The following is a 22,457-nucleotide window of genomic DNA, read 5'->3' as shown; positions in this document are numbered from 1 at the left end:
CGCCGCACGCGGTCCTCGGGATTCAGCCACCCAGTGGCGTGATTTATTTCTCTAACTTCTCGGGTTACGTCAACTGAGTAATTCGAGCCAAGAGGCGGAGTGGAGGCGCATTTCTCAAATCGCGTCCTTTACCTACGCTATGTGTTCCGATGGGGCGGGATCACTTACCGAGCGTGGTTGCGGCGCCGGTCTCCTCGCATGTGACGCAAGCCATAGCTAGGGTCAAAAACCCCATTCTGAAAGGTGCATGGATGTACATAGGGGGCGTCGATGTTCTCCCATGTGAACGGAGTCAGATATTCCGCCGCCTTATCCGCGTGATGCTCAATTGACTCCCCTCTAACCATCTCTTGACCTTTATTGGCCGATACTCATAGCCTTCACGTCACCATCGGCGCCGCCGACCATGCGCGCTGGAAACGGGCCCGAGTGTCTTTCGGGTGACTGATCTGAATCATGGGGGATCGCGTGTACGACGTCATTGTTGTGGGTGCCCGCTGCGCCGGCTCACCGGTCGCCATGCTGCTGGCACGCCTCGGCCACCGGGTCCTCGTGGTGGACCGGTCCTCTTTCCCCAGCGACACCGTCTCGACCCACTACATCCATCAGGCGGGGCTGCTGAAGCTCCGGGAGTGGGGACTGCTCGACGAGATCGTCGAGGCGAAGACCCCGGCGATCCGCACGATGCACTACAGCTACCGGGGCATCGAGCTCAACGGCTTCGCCGACCCCGTCGACGGCCTCGACGCCATCTACTGCCCGCGCCGCACCGTGCTCGACGAGATCCTGGTCAACGCCGCCCGCAGAGCCGGCGCCGAGGTGCTGGAGGGCTTCACCGTCTCCGACGTCATCGCCTCCGAAGGCCGGGTGACCGGCATCCGGGGACGCGAGGGCGACGGACCGGAGCGCGAGTTCCGGGCCTCGGTGGTCATCGGCGCGGACGGCTTCCACTCCACGGTCGCCAAGAAGGTCGGCGCCGAGCTGTACAACGTCCGCCCCGCGGCCGGATTCATCTACTACTCGTACTACAGCGGCCTCGACTGGGGCCTGCACCACAAGACCGGCTTCAACGAGCGCTGGTTCGGCAGCTGGCCCACCAACGACGGGCTGAACATGCTGGCCGTCATCTGCACCCGGGCCCAGCTGAAGGACTTCCGCACCGACGTGGAGGCCCGCTTCCAGGCCGTCTTCGACGACGTCCACCCGGAGATGGGCGCCCAACTGCGCGACAGCGGGCGGCGCGAGGAGGACTTCCGTCCCATGCGCTACCCGGACAACTACTACCGCCGCGCCCACGGCCCCGGCTGGGCTCTCGTGGGCGACGCCGGCTACCACAAGGACCCCTACACCGGGTGGGGCATCACGGACGCCTTCCTCCACGGCGAACTGCTCGCCGAACGCATCCACCAGGGACTGTCCGGCGAGCGGCCGATGGACGAGGCGCTGGCCGAGTACAACAAGGTGCGAGACGAGGAGAGCGCCGGCGTCTACGACTTCACCACCACGCTCGGCGAACTCACCGAACTCCCGCCGTTCTTCAAGGCGACGATGAGCGCGATGAGCGCCAGCCAGGAGTGGACCAACAAGATGCTCGGCCTGATCGGCGGCGTCGTCCCCGACTACGAGATCTACGCGCCGGACGCCCTGGAGCGTCTCTACGACGCCGCGGGCGTACCCGAGGAGGAGCGGGTCTACGACCCGGCCGCCTGACCGGGCGGGCGGCGACCGCCCCAGCGGCGACCTCCCCGGTGTCCGTCGCCGGGGAGCGGCCACCCCCACCGGGTGATCGGGCCCACCACCGCGTCCGGTTCGACCACGGTGTCCGGGCCCCGGCAGCGCCGCACCGCAGTCCCGGAGCCATGGCACCCGGCGCGCCGCACCGGCCTCCGTCGCCCGCCCCTCGCACCCGCGGCCGCACGGCCCGTGCGCTGTGCCGCACATGCCGAAGGAGCCCGGGGAGGCCGCGTCACGCCGACGCGGTGGCGGGATCGGCGCCGTCAACCGCCGATCGCCGTACCGCCGCCCCCACCCCGACCATTCCGCCCTTCCCGGGCTCCGAGCCGCCCCGGCCCGCCGCCTCGCGCGCAGTCGCGCCACCGACCACCACCGGCCGGAGCGGGCGCACTCCTGGGGGCCGTCGCACCCCCGTGCGTACACCCCGTGGGCCGGGCCCGGCGCCCTCCTCCACCGCCTTCCCGCACCTCACCCCGAGGGAGCCCAGCAGATGACGCGCGCGTCCAGCATGTTCGACCTCATCAGCGAGCAGACCGAGCAGAGGCCGTACTTCGAGTCCGGTGGCATCGGCCGGTCGCACGAGTTCTACACCGGCGAGGAGCAGTTCCAGCGGGAGATGTCCCGCATCTACGGCCGGCACTGGCTCCCGGTCGACCATGTCTCCCGCCTGAAGGAGAAGGGCGCCTACAGCACCCTGAACATCGGCAGCGGCTCCGTCCTCCTCCTCCACGGCGACGATGGCATCCAGGCGTACCACAACTACTGCCGACACCGGGGCTACAAGCTCGTGGAGGAACCCAGCGGCAAGCGGCAGAGCCTCGTCTGCCTGTACCACTGCTGGGTCTACGACCGGAACGGCCGGCTCAAGAGCCTCAACGGCACCTACTTCGACCACTTCTTCGAGAAGGAGAAGAACGGTCTGCTGCCCATCCGCACCGAGATCCGCCACGGCGTCGTCTTCGTCACCTTCTCCGACGACGCCCCCGACCTCGACGAAGTCCTCGGCGAGTTCGGGGAGTTCGCACGGGTCTACGAACTCGCGGACCTGGAGTGCGTCCAGGCCAAGGACTACCCCGTCGCCTCCAACTGGAAGCTCGTCGCGCACAACGTCAACGAGAGCCTGCACTTCCCGACCGCCCACAAGGACCTGCACCGCATCACCGACTTCGACGACGCCGGCACCTACGACCTCAGGGGCGACATCGTCGGGGCGTGGCAGTCCATCCGCAGCGGCTTCAACTCCGTGTCCATGACGGGGCACAGCCGGCGCACCCCCCTGCCGCTCGTGCCCGAGGCGGACCGGCAGCGGATCAACTGGATCACCATCCTTCCCAACCTCCTGTTCGGGTTCACCGCCGACTACGTGATGATGCAGTGGGTCTGGCCCGAGAGCCCCGGCACCTGCTTCGTACGGCACTTCTGGCTGTTCCACCCCTCCGAGACCGCCAAGGGCGACTTCTCCCACGAAGCCGTGTTCGCCCTGTGGGACAAGGCGAACTACGAGGACTGGGAGATGTGCGAGCGCACCCACCGCGGCCTGTCGAACCCGCTGTGGAGGCCGGGGCAGCTCTCCCTCGACGAGGAGGTCGTCTCCCAGATCGACGCCTGGGTCGCCGCCCGCACCGCGGACCACACGCGGGGCACGGAGGCCACCGAACCCGCCCGCCCCGCCGCCGTGGCAGAGGGGGGAGCATGACGACCACCTGCTACGTCATAGGCGGCACCAGGGTCCTCACCCGGTGCACGGAGAAGCTGCTCGACGCGGGCGTACACGTCGAGGGAGTCCTCAGCGACGACCCCGCGGTCGTGGCCTGGGCCGGCGCACACGACGTGCCCGTGCTCGACCCGCACGGCGACCTCGCGGCGACCCTGTCCCGCCGGCCGTTCGACTACCTGCTCAGCATCGTCAACTTCCGCATCCTGACCGGGGACGTCCTGGACCTTCCCCGGGTCGCCGCCGTCAACTTCCACGACGGCCCCCTGCCCCGCTACTCCGGCAGCCACGTCCCGGCCTGGGCCCTGTACGAGGGCGCCACCCGGCACGCGGCGACCTGGCACCGGATGACGGAGGCCGTGGACGCCGGCGGCGTCCTCCTCGAACGCTGGTTCCCGGTGCGCGACCACTCCACCGCGCTGTCCCTGACGTACGAGACCGCCGAGATCGGCATCGACCTGTTCGACGCCCTCGTCCCGCACATCGTGGCGGGCACCCTGCCCGACCCCGTCGACACCTCTGACCGGGAACGCCGCTTCTACCGGCGGTCCGCGCGCATGGCCTCCGGCGGCCTCGTCCACGCCGGCACCCCGGCCGCGGAGGCCGCCCGTATCTCCAAGGCCCTGGACTACGGCAGCTTCCCCAACCCGCTCGGCATCCCCACCCTCGTCACCGAACAGGGCGCCGTCCTCACCCGGCAGATCAGACTGATCCCCCGCGAAGAGCCCCGCACGGACACCGTGGTGCAGTCCGTGACCACCTCGGCGCTCACCCTGTCCGCCCCGGACGCCGACCTCGTCCTCAGCGACTTCGCCGCCGTGGACGGCAGCGCCCTCAGCGGCCAGGCCGCCGCACAGCGACTCGGCGCCGTCGAAGGCGCCTCCCTGCCGCCCGTGAGCGAGGAACGGCTCGCCGCCGTCGCCGCCGCCCAGCAGGCACTGCGCCCCCACGAACCCTGGTGGCGGGCCCGGCTGCTGGACGTGCGCCCGGCCCGACTGCCCGTCGACGACTTCAGCGCCGGCGCGGCCCACTACGGCCGCTACGAACTCGCGTTCGTCCCGGGCTCCCGCGAGGAGACCATCAGCGTCGTCCGTGCCTTCCTCGACACCGTGGCCGAACGCGCCGACGAACCGGTCTTCGACTTCGCCTGGTCGCCGTCGGCCGCCCGCGCACGCGCCGAGGACACCCACGGCATCGCCGCCGCGCGATTCCCCGTCCGGTACGACGGCGACAGCGCGGGCGCCCTGCGCGCCAAGCTCGACGAGGCCGCGGCCCGGAACGGCTACACCGCCGACCTGGAGGTCCGGCTCGGCCTCGCCGGGCGGCCCCTGGGGAGCGGGGAGCCCACGTTCACCGACGTGATGGTCCTCGAACGCGGCGCGGGCGAGGAGGCGTCCGCCGAACCGCACACCGAGATCGCGCTCCTCTGCCTCAGGGACGGCCCGCCCACGGTCTTCGTCCGGGACACCGCCATGGCACGGGAGGAGGCACTCGCCCTCACCGAGCGGATCGAGGACCTCGCCCTCGCGGCCCTCCTCCACGGCGACGACACCCCGCCCGCCTCCCGGACCGGCGCCACCGTGCCGCCCTCCCGGACCGGCGCCACCGTGCCGCCCTCCCGGACCGGCGCCACCCTGCCGCCCTCCCGGACCGGCGCCACCGTGCCGCCCTCCCGGACCGGCGCCACCCTGCCGGCCCCCCGGACCGGCGCCACCTCGCCCGCCGCCGTGTCCGACGGCGACGTCCCGGCGCCCGCCGAGAAGACGACGGAGCGCGGTGGCACGACCGTACTCGACCTGTTCGCCGCCACCGTCGCCGCCCGGCCCACGGCCACCGCCGTCCGCAGCGGCGCCCGCACCCTCGACTACGCGGCCCTCGACGCCTGGGCCGACGCGATCGCCGCCCGTCTGCACGACCAGGGCATCGAGTCCGGGTCGGTCGTCGGTGTCCTCCTCGACCGGGACATCCCGCTGCTGCCCGCCCTCCTCGGCATCCTCCGCTCCGGGGCGTCCTTCCTGCCCCTCGACCCCGGATACCCCACGGACCGGCTGCGCGGCTACACCGAGGTCGCCCGCTGCGACCTGATCCTCACCGACCCCGCCACCCACGCCCTCGGCGCCTCCCTGGGCACCGCCCTGCTCGTACCCGAGGCGGACGGGTCGGCACCGGCCGTGCCGCCGACCGTCACCGCGGACGACCTCGCGTACACGCTGTTCACCAGTGGATCCACGGGCACCCCCAAGGGCGTCGAGATCGAGCACGGGGCGCTCGCCGACTTCCTCACCGGGATCGGCGAACGGCTCGGCACCTCCGCCGACGACGTCGTCCTCGCCCATACGACGGTCGCCTTCGACATCTCCCTGCTGGAACTCCTGCTGCCCCTGACCGTCGGCGCCGAGGTCGTCCTCGCCTCCCGCGAGACGGCCCGCGACCCGCGGCGCCTCGCCGAACTGGCCGACCGGGTGACCGTCGCCCAGGCCACCCCCAGCATGTGGCGGCTGCTGCTGGCCACCGGCTGGACCCCGCCCGCCGGCCTCACCGTCCTCTCGGGCGGAGAGGCCCTGCCCCGCAGCGTCGCCGAGAGCCTGCACGCCACGGCCCGAGCCCTGTGGAACCTGTACGGCCCCACCGAGGCCACCATCTGGGCCTCCGCCCACCGCGTCACCTCCGTCGGCACCTTCGTCCCGCTGGGTGAACCGCTGCCGAACCTGCGGCTGCACGTCCTGGACGAGCACCTCACCCCCCGCGCACCCGGTACGGAGGGCGCGCTGTGGATCTCCGGCACCGGCCTCGCGCGCGGCTACGCCCACCGGCCCGACCTCACGGACGACGCCTTCACCGTCCACCCCGGGACCGGCGTGCGCATGTACCGCACCGGCGACGAGGTACGGCTCCACGCCGACGGCGCCCTGGAATGGCTCGGCCGCGCAGACGCCCAGGTGAAGGTACGGGGCAACCGCATCGAGCCCGCCGAGATCGAGCAGGTGCTGGAACGGCTCCCCGGTGTCACCGCGGCCGTCGTCGCCGCCGCACGCTTCGAGGGCCGGGGCGAGCCGCGTCTGACCGCCTACCTGGTGGGCGACGACCTGCCCGCGAAGGACCGGTTGGACGAGCACGTCGGCGCCACGCTGCCCGAGTACATGGTGCCGGACGCGTACGTACGGCTCGACGCCCTGCCCCTGACCGACAACGGCAAGGTGGCCCGCGCCCGACTGCCCCGGCCCACCCGCGACACGATCCTGCGCACGGACACGACGACCCTCGCCGCGGACCCGACGCCGGCCACCGAGGGTGCCGTCCTCACCGGCGAGGCGCTGACGGTGCTCGTCGCCCGGGTCTTCGGCGAGGTGCTGGGGCAGGCCGACTTCCCGGCGGACGCCAACTTCTTCGATCTCGGCGGTGAGTCGGCCAACGCGACCGTCGCCGCCGTGCGCCTCGGCCGGGAGCTGGGCGCCGAGATCACCGCCCCGTCGGTCTTCGCGACCGGTACCCCGGCCAAGCTGGCACGGCTGCTGGCCGACGAAGGCGTGGTGCGGGTCGCCCCACCGGCCTCGCGGGCGCGGACCACGGTCGACGCCGCCGAGATCGTACCGGCGACGGCAGAAGCAGGGCAGGGGCCCCGGACCGACGTGGCGGAATCGGCACTGACCGAGGCCCGGCCGGGGCGGGAGAAGACGCCCGAGGCGCCGCTGGGGGAGGCGCCGGAGGCGGCGCCCGAGGGGGCGTTGGCCGTGGTCGGGATGGCGTGCCGGTTCCCCGGTGCCGCCACGCCGGACGAGTTCTGGCGCAACCTGGCCGACGGGGTCTCCAGCGTCGGTGCCGCCCCGGCGGGCCGGCGCGGCTGGGACCGGCTGTGGACCGGCGCCGAGGCGGACGCGATACCGGCGGGCTGGGTCGACGGCGTCGAGTACTTCGACCCCGCACGCTTCGGCCTCAGCGACCGCGAGGCCCGCCGCCTCGACCCGCTGCAGCGGATGCTGTTGAGCGTGACGGCCGAGGCGCTGGAGAGCGGCGGCCACGACCACACCTCGCTCGGTGGTGACACCGGCGTCTTCATCGGCACCATCGCCAGCGACTTCCCGGAGCTGGTCGCCCGGAGCATCGGCCACAGCGACCCGCACGTCGCCACGGGCACCGCGATCTCCATGGTCGCCAACCGGCTGTCGCACGTCTTCGACTGGTCGGGACCCAGCATGGCCGTCGACACGGCGTGCTCGTCGTCCCTGGTCGCCCTCCACCAGGCCGCCGTCCACCTGAGGTCGGGCGACATCGACGCCGCGGTGGTCGGCGCCGCCAACCTGGTGCTGACGCCGGACAAGACCCGGTCCTTCGCCCGCAACGGCATGCTGTCCCCGCAGGGGGTGTGCCGGGCGTTCGACGAGGGCGCCGACGGCTATGTCCGCGGAGAGGGCTGCGGCGTCGTCCTGTTGAAGCGGCTCGCGGACGCCCGCCGCGACGGTGACCCGGTCCTCGCCGTGATCCGCGGCACCGCCGTCAACCACACCGGTGGCAGCGCCGGCTTCCTCACCGCGCCGAGCAGACCCGCCCAGTCGGCGGTGCTGCGCAAGGCGCTCGCCGCCTCCGGCGTCGCCCCCGGAGACATCGGCTACGTCGAGGCGCACGGCACCGGCACCCAACTCGGCGACCTCATAGAGCTGGAGGCGCTGCACGCCGTCCTCGGCGGGTCCGCGCGCCCGGTCGCCGTGGGATCGGTGAAGACGAACATCGGCCATCTGGAACCCGCCGCCGGTATCGCCGGGCTCATCAAGACGATCCTCGCCCTCCAGGCCGGAACCATCCCGCCGTCCCTCCACCTCACCGACCCCAACAAGTCGTTCGACTTCGCGGCGTCACCGCTGTTCGTGGCCGACCGGCCGCTGCCCTGGGAGGGACCGCGGATCGCCGGCGTCAGCAGCTTCGGTTTCGGCGGCGCCAACGCGCACGTGGTCGTCGAAGCCGCGCCCCCCTCGCTCGACGAGGCCGCGGACCGTGACCGGCTGCCCCGGCTGGTGACCCTCTCGGCCGTGTCGGACGACACGCTGCGCACCCTCGTGGACCGCTTGGTGCTCATGCTGCGCTCCCCGTACTGCCCGTCCCTGAGGGCGCTGAGCGAAGCGAGCCGCAGGCGTACGGCGGCGGGGCACCGGCTCGCCTGCGTCGTCGACAGCCTGGAGCAACTGGAGGACAAACTACGGCTGTTCCTGGCCGGTGTGGACGACGCCCGCTCCCTCCACCTGGGGGTGGCCGACGGCTCGTCGAACACGGGAACCGCTACGGTCCGGGACGGGGAGGGCCGGGAGGAACTGGAGGCGACGGCACGGCGGTTCGTCACCGGCGCCGCCCTCGACACCGGTCCCGGACGGGCGGGCGTACGCTTCCCGACCGCGCCCCACGACGAGAAGTACCTGTGGCTGGAACCGGCCGCCCCGGCGACACCCCACGAGGTCCCGCGCGCCGACGTACCCGCCGGGGCCGCCACGACCGGGCGTACGACCCACTCCTGGGCGCGGCTCCCCGAGGCCGACGAGCACGTCGTCCTCGGCAGGCCGACCCTGCCCGGCGCGGCCTACCCCGGCAAGGTCGCCGAACTCGTCGGCCGGGAACAATTCGGCCTGCGCGATCTGACGTTCCGCAAGGCCGTCGAGACGCCCGCCACACTCTCGGCCGAACGCGACGGAACACGCCTCGGCTTCCGGGACGGCGACGGAGCGCTCGTCGCCACCGCCGAACTGACCGAGCCCGAGTCCCCGGCACTCCGCGTGCCGCCCGCCGACGACGGCTTCACCCCGGTCGAACTCGGGGCGCTGTACCGTGCCTTCGCCCGCGACGGACTCGCCTACGGCTCCGCCTTCCGGACGGTCGCCGCGCTCTCCACCGCACCGGGGCAGGCGACGGGGACGCTCCGCGCCACGTCCGCACCCGAGGGCGTGGTCGACGCCCGGCTCCTCGACGGCGCCTTCCAGATCGCCCTCGCCGCGTGCGGCGCGCAGGGCCTGTACGTGCCGTTCGCCGTGGAACGGCTCACCGTCCTCGGCCCGGTCCCGGCCACGGCCCGTGTCCACGCCCACCGCGAGAGGGAAACCGGGCCCGACTCCGGCCTGCTGACCGCGAGTCTGGTGGTCCTCGACGGCGACCGTCCGGTGCTGGAGGCCCGCGGCATCACCTGGAAGCGGCTCTCGGGCACGCCCTCACCCGGTGGCCCGAGCCCTGTCACGGTCCGCGGCGCCGACGCCGCTCCCGCGAGGCCCGCGGTACCGGCCGCGCGGAGCAACGGTCACCGTCCCGTGCCCGCCGCGCCGGGTCCGGGCCGGGGACGGGGTGACGGCCTCGACGCGACGCTGGCCCGCTGGGTGGCGGACGCCCTGGAGAAGGGGGTCGACGAACTCGAACCGGACCGCCCGTTGCAGGAGCAGGGGCTCGACTCCGTCCTCGCGGTCGCCCTGGCGCAGGACATCCGCACCCGGCTCGACGTCGACATCCCGGTCACCCTCGTCCTGGAGACCGGAACGGTCGACCGGCTCACCGCCGAACTCCGCGAGGAGTACGGTGTCACCCTCGCGCCCGGCGCCGCCGACGGCCCCGACACGCCGACACACCCGACAGAGCCGGACACGACTGCGACCCCCGGAGCCCAGTGGGAGACATCCGGCGACCCGGTCGCACCGAGCCTCACCCCGGTCGCACCGAGCCTCACCCCGGTCGCACCGAGCCTCACCCTGGCCGGGACGGCCCTCGCCCCGGCGGAGCCGACCGTCGCGCCCGTCACGGCCACGGTCGCGCCCGTCACGGCCACCGTCGCGCCGACCTTCCCGCCCGCCTTCGCTGTCGGCCCACCGGCCGTCGACCCGGCCGGGCCGACCCTCGCTCCCGCCGTGCCCGCCGCTCCCGCCGCCGTCGGTGCCGACCCCGAGCGGCACGCCATTGCCGTCATCGGCGTCGACGGAGTCTTCCCGAGCGCCGCCGACCCGGGGGAGTTGTGGCGGGTCCTGCTCGACGGTGAGGACTGCCTCCGTGAGGTACCCGCCTCCCGCTGGGACATCGACGCCTACTACGGCACCGACGGCGAGCCCGGCACCGTCTACCTCAGACGGGCCGGCTTCGTCGACGGGCTCACCGACTTCGACCCCGGCTTCTTCCGGTTGTCACCCGCCGAGGCCCAGTGGATCGACCCGCAGCAGCGGCACCTGATCCAGTCGGCCTGGCGCGCCCTGGAGGACGCGGGGCTGGCCGGCAGGCCGCACCGCTCCACCGGCGTGTTCGTGGGCGCCAGTTACCAGCACTACCGCGACCTGGTCGTCGACGACGTCGTGCAGACCGCGGCGGGCCTCGGCAACCACAACGCGATCCTCGCCAACCGGCTCAGCTACTTCCTCGACCTGCACGGCCCCAGCATGACGGTCGACACGCTGTGCTCGTCGTCGCTGGTGGCCCTGCACACGGCGGTGCGCAGCATCCGCGCCGGAGAGTGCGAGCAGGCCATCGTCGCCGGCGTGCACCTGGGGATGTCGCCCCAGTACTTCCAACTCGGCTCCCGCCTCCGGTCGTTCTCGCCCACCGGCAGGTCACGTGCCTTCGACGCGGGCGCCGACGGCTTCGTCCCGGGCGAGGGTGTCGTCACGGTCGTGGTGAAGCCCCTCGCGGCGGCGCTGCGCGACGGGGACCGGGTACGCGGGGTCATTCGGGGCACCGCGGTCAACCACGGCGGCCGTACGAGCGGTCTGACGGTGCCCAGCGGTGCGGGGCAACAGGAGGTCGTGGCGGCGGCCCTGGCGGACGCGGGCGTGTCCCCGGAGTCCATCGGTCTGGTCGAGGCACACGGCACCGGAACGGGGCTGGGCGATCCGATCGAGGTGGAAGGGCTGATGCGGGCGTGGCGCCGCTTCACGGCACGGTCGCAGTTCTGCGCGCTCGGCTCGCTGAAGAGCAACATCGGCCACCTGGAGCCCGCCGCCGGACTCGCCGGGCTGGTCAAGGTCCTGCTGGCGCTGGAGCACCGGGTGATCCCGCCCACGGCGAACGTGACCCGCCCGAACGACCACATCCGCTTCGAGAACACGCCCTTCTACCTCGCGGACCGGCCCGTCGAGTGGCCGCGGGGGAGCGGGCCGCGCCGGGCGGCGCTCAGCGCGTTCGGCATGGGAGGCGTCAACGCCCACGTCATCGTCGAGGAAGCGCCCGACACGCCCGCCCCCTCGGGCCCGGCGCAGGACAGCCATCTCCTGCGTGTCACCGGCGCCGACGAGGCCGCCGTACGCGCCCTGGCCACCGCCTACGCCGACCACGTGGCGCTCACCCCCGAGGACCGGCTGGGGGACGTGGCCTTCACCGCCAACACCGGCCGGGCCCCCCAGCGCCACCGGGTCGCCGTACGGGGCGCCACGGCCCGCGAGCTGGCCGACCGCCTCCACGACGTAGCGGCCGGCCGCACACCCGTCGTCCGGCACACCGGCAGGGCCGTCACCACGGCCTTCCTGTTCACCGGCCAGGGCTCCCAGTACCCCGGCATGGGCCACGGCCTGTACACCACGGAACCCCGCTTCCGGGACGCGCTGCACGCCTGCGCCGACCTCCTCGTCCCGCACGTCGACGTCCCCCTCCTCGACCTGCTGTGGGGCGACGCCCAGGACCTGCTGCAACACACCCGGTACGCGCAGCCCGCCATCGTCAGCGTCGAGGTGGCCCTGACCCGCTACCTGGAGGCCACCGGGGTGCGCCCCGACGCCGTCGCCGGGCACAGCCTCGGTGAGCTCACCGCCGCCTGGTCCGCCGGGGTGCTCTCGCTGCCCGACCTGCTCCGGCTGACCGCCCTGCGCGGGCGGCTCATGCAGGATGGGCCCGCGACCGGCGCCATGGCCGTCGTCCACACCGACACCGACACCCTCGTCGACGCGCTGCGCGGCCATCCCGGTCTGGAGATCGCCGCCTACAACGCGCCGAACGCCCACACCGTCACCGGTCCGGCCGACGCGCTCGCCCGCTTCCGGGAAGACACCCCGCACCGCACCCAGCTCCTCCCGGTCAGCCACGCCTTCCACTCCGCCGACATGGAACCGGCCGTCGCGCCGTTCGCCGAAGCCGTGGCCGCGACCGCCCTCAAACCGCCCGCCGTCCCGTTCGCCTCCACCCTCACGGGGACCTGGCACACCCCGGACTCCGCCGTGGACGCCGCGCACTGGGCGGAGGCCATCCGCCGGCCCGTCCGCTTCACGCAGGCGCTGGCCGCCCTCGCGGAGACCGCCCCGGAGGCCGTCTGGGAGATCGGCCCCCACCCCCACCTCACGCCCCTGGCCCGAACGACACTCACCGAGCCGCACCCCGTCTGGCTCACCACCCTCCAGCGCGGGCGGGGCGACCAGATCCAGCTGCACAACGCCCTCGCCGCCCACCACAACCTCACGGGCGCCGACCTGAACTGGCCCGCGCTCCACGAGGACAAACGGCACCGCACGACCACCCTGCCCGTCTACCCGTTCCACCGAGAGCCGCTGGCCGCGCCCCCCGCACGTCGCCGCGCAGTGACGAACGCCGTCAGCCACCCGCTGTTCGACCGCCACTACGAGCACCGGAGCGAGGGACAGTGACGCAGCGAGCCGAGACGTACGAGAAGACCTTCGCGGGGAGAGAGCCCCTCATCGCCCAGCATCGCGCCGCGGGCACCGGACTGCTGCCCGCCGCGGCGCAGTTGGAGATGGCGATGGTGGGCGTGGCCCGGCTCGGGCCGTTCGCACCGCTGGAACTGACCGACGTGACCTTCCTCAGGCCCCTCACCCTCGCCGACGACGCCACGGCGGCCGTCCGCCTCGACGTCGTCCACGACCCGGACACCCGCTTCGAGTTGAGCACCGTCACCGCCGGGGAACGCAAACAGCTCTCCACCGGCGGCGGCCGACCCCTCCCGTACGGCACACCCACGGGGGCCGTCCCGCGGATCACCGTCCGCCGCTCGATCACCCCGGACGACCTGTACGCCGGCTGGTCGCGGGCCGGCCTGCGGTACGGGCCCGACTTCCGCACCGTCCGCGAACTCACCGTCGGCGAGGGCACCGCCCGCGCCGTCCTGCGCAGCGACGCCGAACCCCTGCCCTGGTTCGCCCACCCCCTGCTGACGGACGGCGTGTTCCAGGTCATGAGCTGCGCCCTCCAGGACCTCGACGCGGCGACCGGGCCGCGGCCCATGCTGCCGATCGGTGTCGCGCGTGTCGCCGTCCACACCGATCTGTCGGCCCTGGCGTCCGGAGCCACCGTCCTGGCCCGCCGCACCGGGGTCGAGGGCGCCTACTCCACGGGTGACGCCCTGGTCCTCGGGCCGTCGGGCGAGGTCGCGGCGGAGTTCACCGGAATCCGCATGCGCGGCACCACCGAAGCGGGACGAACCGCCGCCCCGAGCGGGCGCACCACGCGACTCGTCTCCCGCATCCACTGGCGGGCCGTGCTCGCCCCGGCCCGCCACGCCGCGCAGGGCACCTGGGTGGTCCTCCACCACGGCGACGACCTCGGCCGGCGCACCGCCGGGCGACTGCGCGCCGACGGCGCCCGCGTGGTGGAGGTCGGCCTCGGCACACCCGCCGCCGCCCGGCCGTACGAAGCCGCCGGGGCGCTCCGGGACGACCGGCTCGTCCTGGCGCACACCGACGAGGACGCCTTCCGGCGCCTGTGGGAGGACATCGGGAACCCGGTCGCGGGAGTGGTGCACCTGTGGAACGCCGGTACGACGGACGGCGACAGGGAGGACGAGGACGCCGAACTCGGTGCCGGTCTCTACGGGTGCTTCGCCGCCCTGAAGACGCTCGGCGAACGGCAGCGCGGGTCCCGTTTCCTCGTGGTGACCCGGCATGCCCAGCCCGTGGGCCACGACGACGTGCCGGTGCCCGCCCGCGCCGCGCTGTGGGGACTCGTCCGCACGGCGGCCATCGAGTACCCCGGCCTGCGCCCCCGGCTCGTCGACCTCGACGACACCTCGGACGACGCGGTCATGGCGGAACTCGGCGACGGTCCCACGGAGACCGGAGGCGGCACCGCCGCGACGGACGACGGCCCCACGGAGGTCGGCTACCGGAACGGCGTCCGCCACGAACCCGCCCGCGTGTTCGACACGCAGGCCGGCTCCCCGGCTGCCCGGCCCGTCCGGCGGGGCGGCCGCTATCTCGTCCTCGGCGGACACGGGGGACTGGGCCTGGAGGTGACCCGCCGCTTCGCCGCGGAGGGCGCGGGACTCGTCGCGCTCGTCAGCCGCACCGGCCGACCGGGAGCCGACCACCCCCACCCGGTCGGCACCGGCCCGGCGGGATGCACCGTCGTGTCGTACGCCGCCGATGTCACCGCACCCGGCGAACTGCGCGCCGTCGTCGAACGGATCCGCGACGAGCACGGCGAGCTGCACGGCGTGATCCACGCGGCGGGCACCCTCAAGGACGGACTGATCCGGTCGACCACCGCCGAGGACATGACCGCCGTCCTGCGGCCCAAGGTCTCCGGCGTACGCGAACTCGCCGCCGCCGTCGCCGGCACGGAGCTCGACTTCGCCGTGCTGTTCGCCTCCGTCTCCGGCACCTTCGGCAACCTCGGCCAGGGCGGTTACGCCGCCGCCAACGCCTACCTGGACGCGTTCGCCCACGCGCGCGGCGCGCCGTGGCTCAGCGTCGACTGGGGCCTGTGGGGCGAGGTCGGCATGGGCACGGCGGTCGCGGACCAGCTCCGGCGCCGGGGCGTACGGCCCCTGGGCACGGCCGAGGCCCTGGACGCGCTGATCGCCGTGCTGGGCGGGGACGCCCGCCAGGTGGTCGTCGCCCACCCCGACGCCTCGGAAGCCGGGCCCGACGGGGACGAAGCGAACGCCACGGCCGTCCCCCGGCCGTCGGCCGGCGCGGGCACCGGTGACCTGGACGCCGTACACGTCGCCGAGGGACGGGAACGGGTGGAGGACGCGCTGGAGCGCTTCCTGGCCGAGCGGCTCGGCGTGTCCCCCTTCGACCGCCGCGCACCCCTCGCCGACTACGGCATGAGCTCCATCATGAGCGTCGAGCTGTCCGAGGAACTCTCCCGCCGCTGGGGCCTCCATCTCCCGGCCACCCTCTTCCTGGAGCACGGCGACTTCGCCGACCTCGCCCAGGCGTTGACGGACCGGTACGGGGCGGCCGGCGCGGTCGCACCCCCGGCCGCCGACGCGACCCCGGAACCGACGGACCTCACCGCACGGGACGCGCGGCCCAAGGAGGCCGAGCCCGTCGCGGAGGACGTACGGACCCCTGAGCCGACGTCCGGGTCGGCCGGGCGGCCCCGGCGGGCGGCCGGCGGGGCCGGGCCGGACATCGCGGTCGTCGCCGTCTCGGGCGATCTGCCCGGCGCACCGGACGTGGCCGACCTGTGGCCGCTGCTCCGCTCCGGCGGGCACGCGTTCACCGAGATCCCGGCCGAACGCTGGGACATCGACGCGCACTTCGAGGCACGCGGCTCCCACATGACGGGCACCTACTGCCGCACAGGAGCCTTCCTCGACGACATCGACCGCTTCGACCCGTCGTTCTTCGGCATCTCCGTCCGCGAGGCCGAGGAGATGGACGCCCAGCAGAAACTGCTGCTCGAACACGCCTGGGCGGTACGCGACGAGAGCGGCCTCGCCGGTCGCCGCGACATCGGCGTCTTCGTCGGCGCCACCTACACCCACCACCGCGACGCCCACGGCCTCGACACCGTCGGACCGCACACCGCCCTCGGCTCCCTCAACGCGGTGCTGGCCAACCGCGTCTCGTACGCCCTCGACCTGACGGGCCCCTCCCAGACCGTCGACACCCTGTGCTCCTCCTCCCTCGTCGCCGTCCAGCAGGCGGTCGCCGCACTCCGCTCCGGGACCTGCGGTGCCGCGATCGTGGCCGCCTGTCACGTCGGGCTCACCCCTTGGTACTACCGCAGCCTCAGCCAGCTCGGGGCCCTCTCCGAGACCCTGCCGAGGCCGTTCGACGAACGCGCCGACGGGTTCGTCCCCGGCGAGGGAGTGATCGCCGTCATGCTCCGGCCCCTGGAGGACGCCGAGCGCGACGGTGACACCGTCTGGGGCGTCATCCGGGGAACCGCCGTCAACCACGGCGGCCGCGGCAGCGCCCTGCCCGTGCCCCGCAGCGAGGCACAGAGCGCCGTCATCCGGGCCGCCCTCGACGACGCCGGCGCGGCCCCGGCGGACATCTCCCTGATCGAGACCCACGGCACCGCGACCCGGCTGGGCGACCCGATCGAGATCGCCGCGCTCACCGAGGTGTTCGGCACCGACCCGGACCGCCGTACCCCACTCCATCTCGGCTCGGTGAAGGCCAACATCGGACATCTGGAACCGGCGAGCGGACTGGCCGGACTGGTCAAGGTGCTGCTGTGCCTCAGGCACGGGGAGATCCCGCCCCTCGCGGGCCACGAGACGCCGGGAACGCACCTCGACCTCACGGGTGGCCCCTTCGTGATCCCCGCGCGGCGCACACCGTGGCACTCCGACGCGCCGCGCCGTGCCGGGATCAGCGCCTTCGGGATGGGCGGCACCAACGCGCACATCGTCGTGGAGGAGTACGCCGCGCCGCCCGCACCGGACGCCCCCGCGCAGGCTCCGCTCGGCGAGTACCTCCTGCCGCTGTCCGCGCACACGTCCGAGGCCCTGGTCCGGCGCGCGGCGGACCTGGAACGGGCGTTGCGCGCCGAACCGTCCGCCGCGGGCGCGCTGTGCCGCTCGGCCGCCGTGGGACGCGACCACCTGCGCCACCGGGCCGTGGTCCTCGGCACCACGGCCGACTCCCTGCTGGCCGGGCTCGCGCGGATCGCACGCGGAGACCGAGAGGTCCTCGGAGATCGAGCGATCCACAGGGGTGAGGAGAGCCTCCGGGGCGAGGAGATCCTCGGGGAAGGGGAGTCGCGCGGCATCGTCCTGCGTGACGGGACGGCGCTGGTCGGCGCCGAGCGTCCGGCCGACGCCGCACTCGCCGCCCGCCTGGCCCCCCTCACCTCCCACACCCCCGACCGGATCGCGGCCCGACTCACGCTCCCGGAGAACCGGTTGAGCACCGCGCTGGCCTTCTTCCACGTGGGCGGCGGAACCGTCGACTGGCGCCAGGTGTACGAGGGCGCGCCGACCCGCCGCGTCGCGCTGCCGCCCTACCCCTTCCGGGCCGAAACAGCCGTCGCGCCCGCCACGAGGACGGAGACCACGGGCCGGGGCGCACGCCAGGACACGGCCGACGTGCCAGGGATCGTCCAGCGGCTCTCCCGCGCCCACCGCGTGTTCGGTGAGGACACGCTGCCGGGCGCGCTGACGCTGGCCCTGGCTCTCCGCAACGCCGATGTCCTCAGGCGGGTCGCGTTCGTGAGCCGCGGCACGGGCTCCCACCCCCTCCGAAGTGACCTCAGCGACCTCGACGGCCCCACCCGCACCGGGCCGGTGACCTTCCGGCACGGCGGGCGGATCGTGGCCCGCCTGGAGACGGGCCGCGCGGACGAGGTGCCGGCCGACACGTTCGGCGACCACGACATCGACGCCCTGCGCGCGGGCCTCGACCGCACGCTCGAACCCACCGGTCTGTACGCCTGGTTCGCGGCCAAGGGCATGGACTTCGCCGCCCCCCTGCGCTCCCTCACGGAGGTGCGCTTCGGCGCGGCCCGGGTGCTGGCCAGGGTCGACGTCCCCTCCGGTGACGCCCTGGAGAGGGCCGCGGTCGCCCTGGACGCCGCGCTGCAGAGCATGGCCGTCCTGACGCTGGCCGATCCGGCCGCGGCGTCGGCGGCGTACCTGCCGGCGTCCGTCGGGCGCGTCGTACGGCTGGACGATCCCGCGCGGGCCACCCATGTGCTGCTCGACGCCGACGAGACCACGCCGGACGGGGTACGGCGCGGACACGCCGCCCTGTTGTCCGCGGAGGGCCGCGTCCTGGCGCGCCTGGAGGACGTGGAGTACCGCACGGTGGCGGCCGGGGTCCGGCAAGCGGTGAACGGCGCAGCCGTCACGACACCCTCGCCCTTGCCCGCGGCCGGGGCCGGGATCGAGGCCGCCGTGCTGGCCGTCGTGCGGAACGTCCTGCACGATCCGAGCGTCACACCCACCACCTCCCTCTCCTCCGCTGGCCTCGACTCCATGCTGGCGACAGCGGTCGCGGCGGAGATCGAGGAGAAGCACGGTGTACGGCTGAGTCCCACGGACGTCCTCGACGCGGCGGACTGCCGCGCCCTGGCCGCCCACGTGGCCGAACAAACCGAGGCACTCCAGCCCACCACCGCCGTCACCGCACCGACGGTCAGCGCCGCCCCCGCCGGCGAGCCCTATCCCGATCCCGCCCCCGAACTCACACCCGAACCCGCGCACCACCCCAAGGACATGGCCGTCATCGGCCTCGCCCTCGCCCTGCCCGGTGCCCGGAACCCCGAGGAGCTGTGGCGGCTGCTGATCCGCGGGGACTCGGAGATCGGGGCCGCGCCGGCCCACCGCTGGGGGACGTACGCGCAGGGCTCGGCGTCCGACCTCGGCGGCTTCCTCGACGACGTCGAGGACTTCGACGCCCGCTTCTTCGACTTCTTCCCCAAGCAGGCCGAGGTGCTCGACCCCCAGGCCCGCTGGCTGCTGCGCACGACCTGGGAGGCGCTGGAGTCGGCCGGTCTGCCGCCGCGTCGACTGCGTCCGTCCACGGGCGTGTTCGTGGGCGCCAGCTACCAGCACTACCGCGACTACAACATCCCGCCGGAACTGGACGCCCACACCGGTCTCGGCAACCACAACGCCTTCCTCGCGAACCGGCTCAGCCACTTCCTGGACCTGCGTGGCCCCAGCATGACGGTCGACACGCTGTGCTCGTCGTCGCTCGTGGCCCTGCACACGGCGGTGCGCAGCATCGGCAACGGCGAGTGCGAGCAGGCGATCGTCGCCGGTGTCCGCGTCGCCATGTCGCCGTTGCACTACGTGGCCATGAGGAATCTGCGGGCCCTGTCCGCCTCCGGCGCGTCGCGTGCCTTCGACGCGGCGGCCGACGGGTTCGTACCGGGCGAGGGCGTGGTGTCGGTGGTGGTCAAACCGTTGGCGGCGGCTCTGCGGGACGGGGACCGGGTACGCGGCGTGATCCGGGGGAGCGCGGTCAATCACGGGGGCCGCACCAGCGGACTGACGGTGCCGAGCGCTCGCGGCCAGGGGGAAGTGGTGGCCGAGGCCCTGCGGGACGCCGGCGTGTCACCGGAGACGATCGGTCTGCTGGAGGCGCACGGCACGGGGACGAGTCTCGGTGATCCGATCGAGGTCGAGGGTCTGACCCGGGCCTGGCGTGAACACACCGATCGCGCCCAGTTCTGCGCGATCGGCTCGCTGAAGTCGAACGTGGGCCATCTGGAGCCGGCCGCGGGCCTCGCGGGCCTGGTGAAGGCACTGCTGGCGATGGAGCACGGCATGATCCCGCCGACCCTGCACGTGACGCGCCCCAACGACCACATCCGCTTCGAGGACACCCCGTTCTACCTGGCCGACCGCCCCCGGCCCTGGCCGCGAGACGGACAGCCGAGGCGGGCCGCGGTCAGCGCGTTCGGCATGGGAGGAGTCAACGCCCACGTCGTCGTCGAGGAGCCACCGCCCGCACCCGCCCGTACGGGGACCGTTCACGGCCCCCACCTGGTGCGCGTCACGGCGGCGGACGAGCCCACCGTACGCACCCTCGCCGCCGCCTACGCCGACCGCTTCGACGCCGCACACGACGAACGGGAGACCGCCGACCTCTGCCACACGGCCAACGTGGGACGCTCCCCGCTGGAGTACCAGACGGCCGTCAGCGGGTGCGACGCCGCCGAACTCGCCGCGGCACTGCGTTCCGTCGCCGCCGGCGAGCTGCCGGTCGCCCGCGTCGACAGCGCGCTCACAGCCGAACAGGCCCTCGGCGGCACGGTCGCGGCCGGGGAACCGCACCGCCACACCGCCGTCGTCGCCATGGTGAGAGCCGGATACGCGCACGTCGAATGGGCCCGGCTCTCCGCACCCGGCGCACGCGTCACCGACCTCCCGACCTACCCCTTCGCCGCGCGGAAGCACTGGCACACCCGTGAGGCCACGCCACCGTCGTCCCCTGACGGAACCGCCTCTGCCGCGGCCACGGCAGGGATCGTCGTAACGGCCCACGGCACGGCGGCCGCGGCGGGGGGCGGCCCCGAGGCGCTCCGCGTCGACTGGCACCCCAGCGAGCTGCCGCTCGTCGGGGCCCGGCCGCCGCGTGGCTCGGTGCGCCTCGTCACCGCCGACACCGCCCTGCGGGCCGCCCTCACGGCCCTGCTCCGCGAGGAGGGCGCGATCGTCGAGGAGACCGGGCTGGGCGCCGACACCGTCGTCGTGGTGAACCCTCCGGACGGTCAGACCGCCGAACCGGCCGACCTCAGCGCGTTCTGGTCCGAACTGGGCTCCCTCGTCAAGGCGTTGCCCGCGCACGGGCGGCTGCTCTGGGCAGGACACCACGGCGCGGCCGTGCACGGTCCGGCCGTGCACGGGGCCGAGAACGCCCCGTCGGAACGCGCACGGCTGAGGCCCGAGGCCGCCGCCATGGCCGTGGCCGTACGGGCGGCCTGCGCCGAGAGCCGGAAGCCGTGCGCCGTCGTCGACCTGGACCCGGCGGACCCGGCCGACGTCCGGGCCCGGCAGATCGCCGCCGAGTACACGGCCCTGTTCCAGGGTCGCGACGCCGATCCGGGCACGGACCTCCTCCCCGGCACGACCGCGGCCTACCGCCGGGGCGTCCGGTACACGCCGCGAACGGCCGCCGCCCCGCCGGGCCCCTCGTACCGGCCCACCAATGACGGGTACTACCTGGTGACCGGGGGACTCGGCGCGGTCGGCCGGTATCTGATCCGGCGGCTCGTCGACGGCGGGGCCCGTCACATCGGCGTCATCGGGCGGTCCGTCCTCGACGAGACCCGCGCCGCACGGCTGCGGAAGGCCGCGCAGGGGGCCGAGGCGGCGTACCTGCCCTGTGATGTCGTCGACGCCTCCGCCCTGGCCGCCGCGGCGCGCGAGTTCGGGGCGCGTTGGGGCCGCCTGCTCGGTGTCGTGCACTGCTCCGGCGGGGTGAACCCGTTCGGGGCGATGCACCGCCGACCCTGGAGCGACGCCGCGCGCGTGATCGCCCCGAAGGTCCCCGGCTCGCTGAACGCCGTCCGCCTGGCCCAGGAGGAGGGTGCCGACTTCGCGGTCCTGGTGTCCTCGGTCGCGGGCGCCCAGCCCCGGGCCGGGCGCGGCCTCGTCGACTACAGCCTGGCCAACGCCTACCAACTCGCCCTGGCCGAGCGCGAGAACGGCCCCGTCACCGCGGTCACCGCCCACGCGTGGCCCAACTGGACCGGCACGGGCATGGAGGCGGACGCGTCGTACTCCGCCGCGCACTCCCTCGCGGCGGACGAGGCGGCCGACGCGTTCCTCACCCACATCACGTCGGGAGGCGCGGTCGTCTTCCCCGGCACGGCCTCCACGGCCACGCCGCCGCAGGCACCACCCGCACCGGCTGTCCCGGCCGCCCCTCCCGCGACGCGGGAGGCGGCTCGGTCCCGGGCGTACGACGAGGTGGCGGAGATCCGTACCGTGATCGCCGCCCGGCCGGCCGGCGGACGGAACCACGACCAGATGCGCGGTCATGTGCGGGACGCGTTCGTGCATGTGCTGGGCGAGGACCCCGGCGACCGCCCGCTCCAGGCGCTGGGACTGGACTCCCTGGTCATCGCCGAGCTGACCGCCGCCCTGGAGCGGTGCAGCGGCCTCACCGTCGATCCGTCCCTGCTGATGCGGGCCCCCACGGCCGCCGAGGTCGCCGCCGGTCTCGCCGCCGCCCCGGAGAGCTCCCCGGCGCCCGCCGAGGACACGCCGCCGACGGGACCCGCCGCCGCGGACGACCGGCGTGTCTCCGTGGCCGGGGACGGCCGGCGTGTCTCGGCCGCCGTGGACGAGCAGCGGGTCTCCGCCCTGAGCGCCCTGCTGCACCCCCTCCTCACCCGCGACCGGAACCGGTGACGCCATGACGACCGAGCC

At 74.0% G+C, this 22,457-nt stretch carries 4 protein-coding genes; all 4 read left to right on the top strand.

Annotated features, from left to right (window positions below; genetic code table 11):
• Positions 1–456 precede the first annotated feature (456 nt).
• The 4 genes from SMA5143A_RS17525 to SMA5143A_RS17510 all read left to right on the top strand — a co-directional run bounded on the left by SMA5143A_RS17525 (position 457) and on the right by SMA5143A_RS17510 (position 22,439).
• Positions 457–1,710, top strand: a complete 1,254-nt coding sequence (locus SMA5143A_RS17525) for an NAD(P)/FAD-dependent oxidoreductase (RefSeq protein ID WP_107463843.1) — start codon at positions 457–459, stop codon at positions 1,708–1,710.
• Between the two features lie 514 nt (positions 1,711–2,224).
• On the top strand, positions 2,225–3,430 hold the full coding sequence (locus SMA5143A_RS17520) for an aromatic ring-hydroxylating oxygenase subunit alpha (RefSeq protein WP_258193572.1): 1,206 nt from the start codon (positions 2,225–2,227) through the stop codon (positions 3,428–3,430).
• On the top strand, positions 3,427–13,029 hold the full coding sequence (locus SMA5143A_RS17515; protein WP_107463842.1) for a type I polyketide synthase: 9,603 nt from the start codon (positions 3,427–3,429) through the stop codon (positions 13,027–13,029). The genes SMA5143A_RS17520 and SMA5143A_RS17515 overlap by 4 nt, the downstream gene beginning before the upstream one ends.
• Positions 13,026–22,439 (top strand): SDR family NAD(P)-dependent oxidoreductase, encoded by a 9,414-nt coding sequence (locus SMA5143A_RS17510; protein ID WP_107463841.1) that lies wholly within the window; start codon positions 13,026–13,028, stop codon positions 22,437–22,439. The genes SMA5143A_RS17515 and SMA5143A_RS17510 overlap by 4 nt, the downstream gene beginning before the upstream one ends.
• Positions 22,440–22,457 lie beyond the last annotated feature (18 nt).

The sequence above is a fragment of the Streptomyces sp. MA5143a genome, assembly GCF_900290235.1.
GTDB lineage: Bacteria > Actinomycetota > Actinomycetes > Streptomycetales > Streptomycetaceae > Streptomyces.
Note: the sequence above shows the minus strand (reverse complement) of the source record. Positions and strands in the feature narration are given on the sequence as shown.

Excerpts from the sequence above, each read along its gene's own strand:
- SMA5143A_RS17520 (WP_258193572.1), top strand. The coding sequence starts at position 2,225 with ATGACGCGCGCGTCCAGCATGTTCGACCTCATCAGCGAGCAGACCGAG.
- SMA5143A_RS17525 (WP_107463843.1), top strand. The coding sequence starts at position 457 with ATGGGGGATCGCGTGTACGACGTCATTGTTGTGGGTGCCCGCTGCGCC.
- SMA5143A_RS17515 (WP_107463842.1), top strand. The coding sequence starts at position 3,427 with ATGACGACCACCTGCTACGTCATAGGCGGCACCAGGGTCCTCACCCGG.